General features: G+C 73.0%; 14 protein-coding genes. 1 reads left to right on the forward strand and 13 read right to left on the reverse strand.

All coding sequences use genetic code 11. The features are described from left to right. Positions 1–316: 316 nt before the first annotated feature. The 10 genes from ACWDRR_RS22100 to ACWDRR_RS22145 all read right to left on the reverse strand — a co-directional run bounded on the left by ACWDRR_RS22100 (position 317) and on the right by ACWDRR_RS22145 (position 6,800). Positions 317–1,213 (reverse strand): hypothetical protein, encoded by an 897-nt coding sequence (locus ACWDRR_RS22100; RefSeq protein WP_449773892.1) that lies wholly within the window; start codon positions 1,211–1,213, stop codon positions 317–319. A 95-nt stretch (positions 1,214–1,308) separates the two neighbouring features. After that, the gene (locus ACWDRR_RS22105) at positions 1,309–1,593 is read right to left on the reverse strand and encodes a hypothetical protein (RefSeq protein ID WP_449773893.1); all 285 of its coding nucleotides are present in this window, start codon (positions 1,591–1,593) and stop codon (positions 1,309–1,311) included. A gap of 274 nt (positions 1,594–1,867) precedes the next feature. Continuing rightward, on the reverse strand, positions 1,868–2,482 hold the full coding sequence (locus ACWDRR_RS22110) for a hypothetical protein (RefSeq protein WP_449773894.1): 615 nt from the start codon (positions 2,480–2,482) through the stop codon (positions 1,868–1,870). A gap of 35 nt (positions 2,483–2,517) precedes the next feature. Then, on the reverse strand, positions 2,518–3,159 hold the full coding sequence (locus tag ACWDRR_RS22115) for a hypothetical protein (protein ID WP_449773895.1): 642 nt from the start codon (positions 3,157–3,159) through the stop codon (positions 2,518–2,520). Positions 3,160–3,271: 112 nt separating this feature from the next. Continuing rightward, positions 3,272–3,496, reverse strand: coding sequence for a hypothetical protein (locus ACWDRR_RS22120; protein WP_449773896.1), 225 nt, complete (start codon positions 3,494–3,496; stop codon positions 3,272–3,274). Positions 3,497–3,641: 145 nt separating this feature from the next. Next, complete coding sequence (locus tag ACWDRR_RS22125; protein WP_449773897.1) at positions 3,642–4,037, reverse strand: hypothetical protein; 396 nt, start codon at positions 4,035–4,037, stop codon at positions 3,642–3,644. Positions 4,038–4,045: 8 nt separating this feature from the next. Beyond that, positions 4,046–4,843, reverse strand: coding sequence for a hypothetical protein (locus ACWDRR_RS22130; protein WP_449773898.1), 798 nt, complete (start codon positions 4,841–4,843; stop codon positions 4,046–4,048). A gap of 353 nt (positions 4,844–5,196) precedes the next feature. Beyond that, entirely contained in the window at positions 5,197–5,505 is a 309-nt protein-coding gene (locus ACWDRR_RS22135) for a hypothetical protein (RefSeq protein ID WP_449773899.1), read from the reverse strand. A gap of 81 nt (positions 5,506–5,586) precedes the next feature. Then, a complete protein-coding gene (locus tag ACWDRR_RS22140; RefSeq protein ID WP_449773900.1) occupies positions 5,587–6,129 on the reverse strand; it encodes a hypothetical protein in 543 nt (180 codons plus the stop codon). Between the two features lie 53 nt (positions 6,130–6,182). Further along, positions 6,183–6,800 (reverse strand): hypothetical protein, encoded by a 618-nt coding sequence (locus ACWDRR_RS22145; RefSeq protein WP_449773901.1) that lies wholly within the window; start codon positions 6,798–6,800, stop codon positions 6,183–6,185. A 384-nt stretch (positions 6,801–7,184) separates the two neighbouring features. On the opposite strand from ACWDRR_RS22145, the gene ACWDRR_RS22150 reads away from it, so the two are divergent. After that, a complete protein-coding gene (locus ACWDRR_RS22150; protein WP_449773902.1) occupies positions 7,185–7,859 on the forward strand; it encodes a hypothetical protein in 675 nt (224 codons plus the stop codon). Positions 7,860–8,010: 151 nt separating this feature from the next. Here the strand turns inward: ACWDRR_RS22150 and ACWDRR_RS22155 are convergent, their stop codons facing one another. From ACWDRR_RS22155 to ACWDRR_RS22165, 3 genes are all read right to left on the reverse strand, one after another. After that, positions 8,011–8,352 (reverse strand): hypothetical protein, encoded by a 342-nt coding sequence (locus ACWDRR_RS22155; RefSeq protein WP_449773903.1) that lies wholly within the window; start codon positions 8,350–8,352, stop codon positions 8,011–8,013. Positions 8,353–8,509: 157 nt separating this feature from the next. Then, on the reverse strand, positions 8,510–9,274 hold the full coding sequence (locus ACWDRR_RS22160; protein WP_449773904.1) for a hypothetical protein: 765 nt from the start codon (positions 9,272–9,274) through the stop codon (positions 8,510–8,512). Between the two features lie 288 nt (positions 9,275–9,562). Beyond that, positions 9,563–12,169: a hypothetical protein gene (locus ACWDRR_RS22165; RefSeq protein WP_449773905.1), complete on the reverse strand. Its 2,607-nt coding sequence runs from the start codon at positions 12,167–12,169 to the stop codon at positions 9,563–9,565. Between the last annotated feature and the right edge of the window lie 293 nt (positions 12,170–12,462).

Here is a 12,462-nt window from a genome sequence, read left to right on the forward strand (position 1 = left end):
GCCGGCCTCCTGGAGGCGGCGGGCCAGGTCCTCGTCCGGGAACAGGGCCGCGGACGCCTCGTGGACCAGCCGCTGGGGATCGTGCGGCGCCAGGCCACGCTGCCGGATCGCCCGGCAGCGTGGTTCCACGACCCCGGTGATCTCCTCACCACCCGAGCCCACGTGGTGTTGCGGCGGCGCTTTGAGCCCAAGGTGGTCAACCGACAGACTGCAACGACCTGCTGCATCGCGACAACGGCGACCCCGCGAAGCCGCAGGGAGCCCGCGCGCGTTCCGGACCGCAGTGAGGCTGGTCAACCCGACATTCGCGGCCCACTCATTGCGGGGGCGATGGGTGCCCCGGGTCCTCCGTGGTGGCCTTCAGGACGGCCATCTCGCGGGGGGTGAGCCGACGCACCTGCAGTTCGTCGATCCGCCCGCCGGGGTCTTCGTAGTAGTCGACGTGGAAGCACTCCTGGCTCGGCTTGGCCGGGTCGACCAGGTCGTCCAGGATGCGCCGCAGGAGGTCGTGGCCACGGTCGCGTGCACGGTGGTCACGGGGGAGCGGGTAGGGGTCGTAGGACACCGCGACGGTGTACGCGTCGGGTGCGCTCATCCGCAGATCGGGCCGCCGCTGACGCAGCCGGCCCTCGATGACCCGCTGCAGGAGGGAGGGGCTCAGCTCGGCGGCCTGGTCCTCCTGCGGCATCGGGTCGGGCAGGACCCACTCGGCGGCCGGGACCGGGCCGGCCGCCGGGATCTCAACCAGGATGCCGTCGTGTGAGCGGGTGCACGGCTTGACGCCGCCCGTCCCGCCGCGCTTGCCGAAGGTCTTCTTCAGCACGCCGCACCCCTTGCACTGCAAGGCCCATTTGATCGTCGGCGAGCCCGGCCACCGCTCGGCCGGCTCCCACCCGGCCTCCTCCACCACCGCGAGGACCGCCGCCTCGTCCTCGGGCGTCGGGTGCACGCAGGCCGTCACCTCCAGCGGCGTCGGGCTCCGATCCACCACGAACCCGCAGCACCGGCACCGCCTCGGCCACGCCAGCGTCCGCTCGCCCGGCCACGGCACGATCGGTTCCCACTCCGCCCCCTCCAGCAGGCGGCGGGCCTGCCGCTCCTGGAGGGACATCTCGTCCCAGGGGGGTGCTGGCGCCAGGTTCATCGGAGGCTGGACCACCGCCTTCAGCGAACGTCCCTTCCCTGTGCCGCCCCGGGCCTCATCGGTCGTCATCGAACCTCTCCTTCACCGTCGTCGTTCGGGACTTGAGGGCTCCGGGAGGGCGGTGCCCGCCGAGCAGCCCCGTGCTGTACGGGTATGGGCGCCGACTAGCTCGGCTTCTTGTGTCCGCGGCCGGGCCCGTGGCCGGGACGGCCGTGCCACCAGGGGAGCGGCACCCGGGGGTTGTACCAGCTGGTGCCGCGCCCCGGGGCTTCGGTGTCGTCGGCGCCCTGCTTCGCGCTGACCATGAAGGCCCACCCAGGGTCCACCGTCGACGACATTTCCTCCAACTCGCTGTCAGCCCGCAGCAGGGCGGCGCGCTCGCGGCGGAGTGCCTGCGCCAACGTCGCACGGGGGACACCCAGGTGGTAGGCCATCTCCACGATCGACATCACCGGAGGCATCCACGAGGCCGTCGAGCCCTTCGGCCGGGTCCACGTCGGCCGTGGGGGCGGAGGTTCCAGGCAATGCGTTCTCCAGCGGGATCGGCCCGCCGGATGTGGCGGGTGGTACGGATCTGGTTCCGGGCCCGCGCGGCCGTCCTGGGTTGGTACTCGGGGGTGGGCGGCGGCGGGCACGGGCGGCGCTCCCTCCCGGCGGCTACCGGCTGAAGGCCGGCGCCCGGTAGCGGGTGCCGCCCGGTGCGCGCACCGTGGGCCGACGTCGCTACACCGGCGAGGTGATCGCATCGGCGCCGTGCTCGGCGAGCGCGATCCGCAGGCTGCGCACGTAGGCCAGCCGCTGCTGGAGCAGCGCCTCGGCCGCGCCCCGGCGGGCCCGCTGCTCGGCCACGAGCGCGGCCACCAGGCGGCGCCCGCTGATCCGGAACTCCCGGTCGGGGTCGACCGGACTGTGCGGGGCGACGCCGGTGTGCTCGACGAAGTGCCTGCGGGCCTGGATCTCGGCGAGGTCGCGCAGTGCCCTGGCCGCCGACTCCTCGCGCGAGAGCACCGGGGCATACCGTCGCGGGCGGTCCCGGCCCGCGACCAGCATCCGGCTGAACTGGTCGTGCACGTAGCCGACGACGGCCAGGACGTCCTGCCAGCCAACCAGGACGGCGACCGCCAGGTGGTACTCGACGGCCTCGGCCAGCGCCGCCCGTGCCGCCTGGTGGCCGGAACACGGCGGGCAGAGGCCGCCGGTACTCGGCTGGCGGCACTGCGGGCAGTCCCCGGTGTCGCCGTGTCCTGCTCCGGCCTCGGTCTTGGCTGCGGGGCTTCCACTGGTCAGGGCTCGGCGGCCGGTGCGTCGGGCGGCCGGACGGCCGTTGTCGGTGGTCATGCGTTTCCTCCAGGCGATCGGCTGGTCGCAGGCCGCTACTGCGGGGCGGCCTGCGGCGGATTGCCGTCGGGTCGGTCGTGGGGCGGTCGCGGGTCGTGCTGCTGAGCGCGCTGGTCGTGCCGGGACTGTCGGTGGTGCGCGGCGGTGCGGCTGGTGAGGATGGTCTGCCGGATCGCGGCGGTCGCCGCGGCGACGGTCGTGCGGGCGGCGGGCGGCCCGGCGGGTGCCACGGCGTCGGTCTCGACCGTGCGCCGTCGGCAGCAGGGGCAGCCGTGGTCGGCGTCGAGCAGCCAGCCGTCCTCGCAGCGGGGCTCCGGGCAGTCGGGTTCGGCGACCAGGGCGTAGGCGATGTCGTCGGCCCGCTCGGCGATCTCGCCGGCGGGCAGGTGGCTCCATCTCGCCCACCAGCGCCGCTCGATCCGCTCCCGCAGGGTGGCGGGGGAGCGGTGCCCCAGCTGGTCGAGGACGGCTTCGCGCACGGCGACGGGGATGCCCCCGCGCCGCTGGAGGGCGGCCGCCAGGACCGGCGGGTAGGCCTGGGTGACCCAGACTCCGGGGTGCAGGCCCTGCGGGCGCACCGCAGGTCTGCCGTTGGCGGCCGGCTGGCCGCCGCTGGGGCCTCGGCCGTCCTGGGGCGCGGACGGGTTCCGGACGTGGTTCGCCTGCACGTCCGTCATGGGCGTTCTCCTTGCGGTGGGTTCGGTGGAGCAGTGCGGGGGCGGGCCGTCACCGGATGGTGGCGGCCCGCCCCGTTCTGCTGTATCCGTCGGTGCCGGCGGGTCCGGGAGGTCAGGGGTTGATGGTGCGCGAGCGCGCGGCCTCGATGCGGGAGGTCGGTTCCTGGGCCCGGACGGCGGCGACGGCGCCGTCGGTCACCTGGTCGGCGGGGACGCCGACGGGGCCGGTACCGGTCAGGGTACGGGTGAGCGAGCGGCCGTCGGCGGTGACGACGTCGACCTCGGCCTGGTACAGGGCGGTCGCGGGCTGGGAGGACTCGGGGAGGGAGCTGGCCATGTTGTTCTCCTGGTGATGGTGTCGTCGCCTTCCGGCCCGGAGGGCGGGAGGCGGCTTGCGTGCGCGGCGCGGTGCGGGCTGTCCGCCGGGCGGGGGACTGCCGGGCGCGGGGGTGGCGAGTGCGGGTGGGTCGGCAGCCGGTTGGCTAGGGGGTGCTCGTGTGGCCGGCGGCCGGGTGGACGCGGTAGCTGCCGTCGGGGTGGCGGCGGACGGTGTCGCCGAAGCGGGCGACGGCGCGGGGGGCGTCGCCGTGCGCGGGGATGGTGAGTCCGTCGATCGCCAGGCGGTCGGTGCCGGGGTCGACGCTGGTGTGGTACTTGGCCGGGCCGATCAGTTCGTAGAGCTCGGCGATGGTCTGCTCGGTGACGTCCCAGGCGGTGCCGGTGGTGTCGGCGCACAGGAGGCAGGGGGTCTGGCCGAGGGTGTCGGAGTCCTTCTCGACGACGGCGCCGCGGGTGCTGAGGCGGGCCCCGTCGAGGGCCCGGCAGGCGGCGTCGAGGTGGTAGCGGCTGCTGCCGTCGAGGGTGAGGGCGGTGGTCACGGTGCTCCTCAGGCCGCCGGCGCGGCCGTGCTGGTGGCCTGCTGGGCGGCGCGGTAGGCGGCGATGTGGTCGGGGTGCAGGGGGCCGTCGAGGTAGGGGGCAAGGTCGCCGACGATGCCGGACGGGTCCTGGGCGGCGTCGAGTCGGCGCAGGCGCTCCTCGATGAGCCACAGGCGGACGGCGGCGGTCTCGGCGTGGTCGCGCAGCCGCGTGTTCCCGGACTCCTGGAGCCGGAGGGTCTCGGCGGCCCGCCCGGCGCGGTACTCGTGCGCCTGGTCGAGATTGACGCGCAGCCGTTCGGCGGTCTGGGCCGGGGTCCGGTCGAGGTCGTCCTGCTCCGGTTCCAGCTCGGGGTGTCCGGCCTCCTGGATCTGCCGGTAGGCCGCCTGGTCCTGGTCGGAGAAGCAGAGGAACGAGCGCCCCAGGGCCGTCTCGGCGCGCTCGCGCCACATGTCGATGGCGATGCGGGCCTCGTCGACGGCGAGGACGTACGCGTGGTGGGCGGCGAACCAGGAGGACGCGGTGCTCAGCGCCTCCCAGTGCAGCTCGACCTCGCCCAGCAGGCGGTCGCGCTCACCGCGGGCGACCTGCTCGTTGGCCAGGCGGTCGCGGATGTCGGCGTAGCGGATGACGGTGTCCATCAGAGCCAGCAGCCGCTGGCCCTCGGTGGTGGACTCCTCGCCGTTCGGGTCGGCGTCCGGGTGGGCCTCCCGCCAGCGCCGGGCGGCCGCGTCGTACTCGGCCATGGCCGTCTCCCGGGCTCCGGTGAAGCCCTCGATGTCGAGTCGGTCCAGGCTGGTGATCATGGTGCTTCCCTTCGGGTCGGTGATCGGGAGCGGTGTCCCGGGATCGCGGATCGGCGTAGGGGGCCGGGGGGTGATGAGCGCGGCCCCGGCGACGGCAGCAGCACGGGTGCGGCCGGCTGCCGGGCGGCGGGCAGGGTGATCTGCGGTTGAGTGGCGCGGAGCGGGAGTCCACCTGGTCGGTGGCGGCCCGCTCCGCGCTCCTGCGAGCGGCCCGGGGTGGGCCGGTCGGCGGGACGGCTGCCGGTGCTGTGCCGACAGGTGAGCAGGTGCTGTCGGCGGAGGTGCCACGGGCGGGAAGTTCAGCCCGCGGCACCTCCGCCGGACGATCCGGTTCCGCACCTGCTCCTTGCGGCTCAGGCGGGGGCGGCGCCCGGGGTTTCGGTCATCACCATGACGCGGACGTCGACCGCGGTGCCGCGCCGGTTGATCGTGTCGACCTGGTCCTTCTGCTCGGGGTCGAGCACGACCGGGTCCTGCAGGATGACGACGTACCGGCCCTTGGTGATGGTGTCCGGGTCGCTCTCGCGGCGCTCGATCTCCAGGAGCGCGTGGTGGAGCGCGGTGGTGACCTGCTGGGCCGTCGCGTCCGGGCCGAGGGTCTTGCCGGTGGTCTTGCGCCCGAACACGAGCGGGCCGGCCTGCATGTCGATTCGCAGTTCCATGGCAACTCCTGCTGTGTAGGGACGAACGTGCTGTCGGTGGATTGCGCTGGCGGGGCGCGGCAGTTCGGGTCCGCCGCCGGGCTAGCGGCTGGTGGGGAGGGATTCGATGGTGTTCTGCCGGATGGCTTCGAGGACGGCGAGTGCCTGGGGGCGGTTGAAGGTGCGGACGGCGGCGGTGATCGGGCCGAGGTCGACCCGGCTGCCGCGTGTGCGGGCGGCGTCCTCCAGGAGGGTCGCCAGGCGCTCGGCGGGGTCGTCGAGCCAGGTGCTGTCGGCGGCGGTGCCGCGGGCGAGGTGGGCGATGGCCGTCCACCAGTCGGCGGGCAGGGGTTCGAGGTCCGCGAGCTCCAGGGAGAGGAGCCGTTCGGCGAGGTCGACGGGCAGGCTGCTGTAGGGGCGGCCCTGCTTGGCGCGGGCGATGGCCTTGTCCACGGTGCGGACGGAGGCGCCGCCGAGCTGCTCGGCGACCTCGTCCCGGCCGCCGCGGCCGAGGGCTGCGGCGTGGCCAGCGATGGCGGACGCGCGCCGGTCGGAGCTCTCCTCCGCCTTCTTCCGCAGGTACTCGTGTCCGTCGTCGACTTCGCGGACGACGGCGAGCCAGTCGGGTTCGGCGGTGGTGCTCAAAGCGGGCTCCGATTCTCGGGGTGGCGCGCGGGCCGGCTCGGCCCGGCGCGCCGTCAGTCCTCGTCCGGGGTCCGGGCGAGGGTGTCGCGCAGGTCTCGCAGGTGGGCGTTCAGGCCGTCGATCACCAGGGGGCCGGTGTCCATGCTCTCGCGGAACTCGCGGGTGAGGCGGGCACCGATCTCCAGGAGCTGGGCGTCGGTGGTGCCGGCGGTGACGCCGGCCTCGTCCGCGGTCCAGAGCGTGCCGATGCTGTCGGTGCTCCACACCTCCAGGACACCGGCCGTGCTGTCCCGGGCGGCCCGGCACAGGGCCTCGATCTCGTCGTAGGCGGCGCGGGCGTCGTCGGTGACGAGGTGTCCGACGTGGTTCCAGCCGTCGAAGCGGACTTCGGAGCCGTCGAGCAGCCGCTGGGCGGCCGGCAGGATCTGCTCCAGCAGCTCGTTGGCCGGCTCGGCCGTCAGCGCGGGGATGTCCCAGCGCAGGTCGAGGCCGTATCGGACCGATCCCGGGGTGGCGGAGCCGACCTGCGCGTCGTAGGAGGCGAGGAGGACCCCGTCGTTGAGCCCGAGCTCGACGTAGGGCTGCTGGGGCTCGTTCTGGTTGTGGTAGCGGTGGTGGAGCTCGGCGTCCCCGGTGACCGGGCGAACCCGGACCGCGATGCGCGTCGTCATGGCGTAGCCTCCTGGCTTGGCCCGTGCCGGCGGTAGGACGCCGGCACTCGGCCAGTGCTGTGCCGGGGGAGCCGAATCTCTCCCGGCACAGCAAACACTACCTCCCGGGGTTCAGTTTTTCTACCCCATGTGCGTATTCTGCATTTCACGAGAGATTTTCACACCAGCCGTGCAGCGCTGACGGCGGTACAACGCGCTCCAGGGCGGCGCGCCCCGTACCCGCACCCGGATCTCCCGCGCCGCACAGGCCAGCTGTCCCGACCGCCGCCGAGACAGGGCGCCGCACCACCCACACCCGCTGGACCGGCGTCACCTGGATGGGCCAAACGCGGGAAACGGCGGCGGGTACCGCTTCGCGCACCACCGGTCCGCCGTTCTCCCGGCATGGAGCTCGCCACCGAAGAAGCCGCCGTCACCATCCAGGTCCTGTCCGTCAACGGCAAGCGGATGCCCAAGACGATCTACAGCCAACTGCAGCACCGGAGCCTGCTGGACGACGACTGCACGCTGCGCGGCAAGCCCTGGGGGTACGTCGTCGACCCGAAGTGCTGCCACCGGTCGTCCGTACAGCCGCACTGGCACGTCCTGTACGAACTCGACGGGGAGTTGTGCGTCTGGGTCGTGCCGAGGAGCCTCGACGATGCCGAGTTCCGACTGCGCGACGTGGTCTACGAAGCCCGGGCAGCGGGCGCCGCATTCCTCGACGCGTGCGTGCTGGAGAACCGCCGGGGCCGCAACGACTTCTTCCAGGGCCAGGTCCTGAACCTCGTCCGCAACGACGAAGTGCGGGCCACCATCGAGGACCTGCAGGTCCGCCTGTCCTGCTCCCACGAAGCCGCAGAGCTGCTCCGGGTGACCAAGGCCAGCTGGTCGACCAGGAGCGCCGTCGAAACGGCGGAGGGCGCGCTCAGCGCGAAGTGCCAGGCCCGGGGCAAGGACGCCCACCAGCTGTACGACGAGCTGGTCACCGACATCCGCTCGGTGAAGCGGGCCCGGACGAACTACAAGTCGGCACTGGAGGTGCTCGGCCGGCTTCCTCAGCTATTCCTCGGCGCATGACCTGCTGCGGACCACGCCCCACGGGACGCGGGCATCGCTCCCGTCCGGCCCACGAAGGCGGGCAACCCCGCGCCGGGAGGGCGTCCGTGAACGCCTCGCCCACCGGAGCCGGCGGTGGCCGCTCTCCCCGCCGCCACCGCAACGGCCTCGGTCAGGTCAGGACGACCGTGAGAACCGCCGCGGCGCTGAACACGCAGCCGGCGATGACCGCCACCGTGCGAGGGGACTGGGCTTCCGGCTCGGTGGAGAGCCACATCCCGGTTCCGGCGAGCACGCTCAGTCTGCCGAACAGCGCGAGGCGCTGACGGCCCACGTCCCCCAGGTCCAGGAGCTCGCCCACCCGGCTGGTGACCCACCAGGCCGCGACGCAGAGCAGGACCGTGGGGACACCCCACCAGAACCAGCCGCCCCACCGACGGTCGTCCTTGCTCCGTGTCGCCTGGTAGACGTAGGTGTGGAACCGCCGGTGCATCCGCAACAGCTGTGAGGTCATGCGGACAGTCTGCCGCAGGACCACCGCCGGCCCGAGGCCGTCACCGCATCCGGCCCGCACCTGATCAGCGCCCCTCGAACACACGGTCCAGGCGGAGTTGGAACGGGCCGATGCCGGCCCGCCGACCGGAGCGCGGCAATCCGTCCACCCGGGCCGGTCACAGTGCCGGCTCGCAGTGCCCGCAGAGCTTGTACAACCGCCCGCCCTTGGGCCCGGTGTTGGCCTCCATCCAGGCCCTCGTCTCAGGCGCGTTCAGGGGCTTCCAACGGGGGTACCGAGAGTCGTGGTCCAAGGGGGACCGTCCGCTGGAGGCATCGACGCAGTGCGCGTACCGGCGCAGCTCCAGCCCGTAGTCGTCCCCGCTGGGCCGCTCGTACTGGTTGGGCAACACCCGTCGCGTGACGGAACAGGCCACTGTGTGCACCGTTCCCGAGCCCGCGATGAACGGGTACACCTCGGGCTGGTTGTACCGCTCCCACCAGTCGTCCTTCGCGTCGAGCAGGCCCTCGAACCAGCCACGACGGCGCTCGCACAGAGGGCAGCTCACCTGATCGCGCTCGCAGCGGGCCATCATGTTCCTGTCGTGTTCGAACTGCATGTTCGTGAAGGGCAGGTAGATCCCCTCGGCGGCGTCCCGCAGTGCCTCCCGCGCCGTGCGGGGGTTCACCTGACCCTTGGCGATGAGTTCGAGAAGGTCCAGGACCGCCGGAAGCTCGATGCTGAACCCGCCGCCTTGGTACGGACTCCGCTCCCTGGCCGGAGGGCGGAGCCGGCCGTAGTCGAACTCGACACCGTCCATCCATCCGGAGCCGAAGTCGACGTCGACCACAGCCACGGCCGCCGGCCACAAGGGCTCGGCGCCCTCGGCCGCCGGGTCCGCCTCGGACGGCCAACCATCGTCGTCGGGGACGACATCGGCCACCGACCCCTCCCCAGCACGCAAGGCCGGATTCCCGCTGCGCCGCTTCCCGGTCCGCTTGATTCCCAACTGGCTTTCTCCTGACGGGCGAAGACGTCATCCAAGGTGACCGTAGCCGACGGCGGGCTGCCGACCGGACATCTCTCGGCGTGCCCCGCCCGGACCCGCAAGGCGCAGCCGTACCGCAGCCGGCCCTACCGGCCTTCGAACGCGGCGGGCCTCCTGCCTGGTCAACTCCGAGCGCACCCCCGCCGACGCCCCCGATGCCCCGCCCGTCCGAACCAGCCGCCATCAACAGCCCACCTCCCGCAATGCACGCCGAGCGTCCACGGCGGCCCGGGCCAGGTTCCTGCCCAAGACGTTCGGGTCCACCGAAACCACCGCATCACGCTGCCCCTGACGCGCGGCAACACGGGCCAGGTGCTGCTCCACCTCCGCCAGCCGGCGCCGCAGCAGCCACTCGGCAGCCCGCGCCCGGGCCTCCTCCGACCGCTCCGCAGCACACTTCCGGGCCGCAGCCTCGCTCGCGAACCGGTGCCGCGAGCGCCACACCGCCTTGTAGGCCGCCACCGCTTCCTCGCACGCCGCCTCCGACTCGGCGAACACCCGCAGCGCTGACACCCGGTACCCGTCCAGCGCGTGCTGCACCGCCACCACCTCCGACGCCCGGCCGATCACCTCGTCCGCAGCCCCCAGCCGCGCCTCCTGCCGCGCCTGGCGCACCTGCGCCGCCGTCTGCTCCCACACCCGAAGGACGGTTACGTAAACCCCCAGGTCAGCGGACGCGGCCAGCGCCATGGAGATGCAAGCCTGCGTACCCTGCCGGATCTCCCGGCCCCGCGCACACCCACCGCACAACCCGGCCGCCTTCTCCGCCCCACAGTCCCCGCACGGCACCGCCAGCCGCTCCCGCTGCGCATCGGCAGCCGCCGCCTCCCGCTCCGGACGCTGCGCCTCCCACAGCGCCTGGGCCTCGGCCGCCCGGCGCGCGGCGTCGGCCTGGGCCTCGGCCCGCACCAGGGCATGGCTGCGCAGCGCGTCCTCGATCGCCTCCCGGCGCTGCTCGAAGGTCGCGGACGGCAGCTGTCGGACGGCCTGCCCGATGATGGCGCGCCGGGTGGAGCGGCGGTCCTCCAGCCGCAGGTCGCAGGTGACGCAGTCCTTGTCGGTGTCCAGCCGGACGCCGTTGTCGCACGCCGGGTGCTTGCACAACTGCTCCTGGGGGAGGCCCCGCTCCAGCATCCAAGCGACGACGTCGTCGATGTGCGGGTTGCCCTGGCTTCGCTGCCGCTTGAGCCGGAAGAGCAGCCGGTCGGCCAGTACCTCCGGGGCGTCGCTCGGGCCGGTCCACGCGGTGATGCCGGCCAGCGCCTGTCGAACGCGATTCAGCAGGAAACCTCGGGTCGACGGTCGCTTCAGTCGCTGCCAGAGGTCCTCCACCGGCGCCAGGGCGCAGGACAGCGCCGCGTCCCGCGGCAGGGCGACGGCGTCCGTCGCCCTGACCTCGGGCTGCTTCTGGTGGTGGCTGTGCTGGTCGTCGTACTCGGGCTGTTCCCCGCGAAGCGGGCCCTCATCGGCCCCGACGAGCCGAAGCGCGGGCACGTCGGAAGTGCCCGCGCCCTCGCGCGCGCCCGCGCGCTCCGGCCGACGGTGGGTCACGCCAACGGCGCAAGCGCCGGAAAAGCCACCTACCTCGTCAGCACAACCACCTACATCAACCATAGGAGCGTGGTGAGCGTGAATGTCGGCACTTTCCGAATCCGCCGAACCAGCCTTTCCACCCGGCATTTCCGCAGGTCGTAGGCCTTCCGGACGGTCGGCGGGACGCTCGGGACGACCAAGATCCCCCTCGGCACTCTCCGAGGCCGACGAAGAGGCCTCGGGAGCCTGAGCGGGGGAGTCCGAATCCGGGCACGCCTCAGCGGCGGACGGCTCCACCAGGTGGAGCGCCCGCTTGCCCGTCCGACGGGCCGTACCGCCGGACGCCGCCTTCTTCGCCGTCGTCCGCACCGCAGCATGCCGCTCGGCGACCGGCACCAGCCGCACCATGCCGGTCGGCGCACCGTCGTCGTTCAGCTCCAGTTCGACCAGGTCGTACCTCTGGAAGCGCTCCAGCAGCCGGCCAGCTACTGCGGGGGAGGCCTTCGTCTTGCCGCCGCGCAGGAGGAGGGCGAGCGTGGCAGCACCGCGGCCCAACTCAGGGGCCTTCAACGAGCCCGAGCACAGCTTGAGCGAGCCGCTCTCTCGGCACGACAGCACCAGCAGCAGCAGGGCGAGCCGGTTGGTCGCCGCTCCGTGCCCACTTCGGTTCTGCTCACGCTCCCGCTCGACCAGCAGGCCGGGCGGGATTTCAGGCTTGCCCGTCGGTGCCCAGCCCGGAGCGAACAGCGCCTCGCACAACCGCAGCAGGGTCGAGAGTTCGTCGCGATCAAGTGCGAGCGGGTGCCTCTGATCACGGACGTACGCGCGCTTCACCGGCTCAAGACGGAAGTCGAGTGAGACCACCCGGCCGTCCTCCTGCGTGTGCTGGCGGGTCCTGATCACGCCCCTGGCCCGCAGTGGCGGCAGGATTTTGTGGCTGACCATGGACACGCTGACGCCCAGCCACCGGGCGAGCTCACCCGACCATAGCGTCGACGTCCCCCGCCCCACCTTGCCCTTGGCGAGCAGGACGACCGCCGCCAGCCGCGCGGTGTCCGGGAGCCCGACGACCGACTCGTCGGCCAGCAGGGCGCGCACCGCAGCCTCCAGCCGGAGGCGCATCGGCTCACCCAGCAGCAACGGCTCCGGCGAGACCTTCTGCGTCGGGACAGCACGAATCCACCCGCGCCGCTGGCCGGCTGTCGGGCGCGACTGGGCAACGGGCGGACGGGACGCCAAGATCGCGTTCGCGCTCACCGGCCGCCCCAGAGGGCCGCCGACGGCGCAACGCGAAGCGCCCGCACGGCCGAGACGGCCGAAAACAGGCGGTTCCACCAGCGTGCGGGCACGCCGGAGTGGATTTGGGCAGCACGATGCTGCATCATGGCCTTGCTCTCCTACATGGCCTGAGAGGGCACGCAAAGGCCCCTCAGGGGCCGGAAGCGGTTCCGCGAAAGAACCGAATGAAGAAGCGAGTCGACAAGCCCCGGCAAGGGCGGTCACTCACGAGGACGATCTGGGAACCTCACCGGCAGGCACCGGTCGAGCTC

Source organism: Kitasatospora sp. NPDC003701 (genome assembly GCF_053587085.1).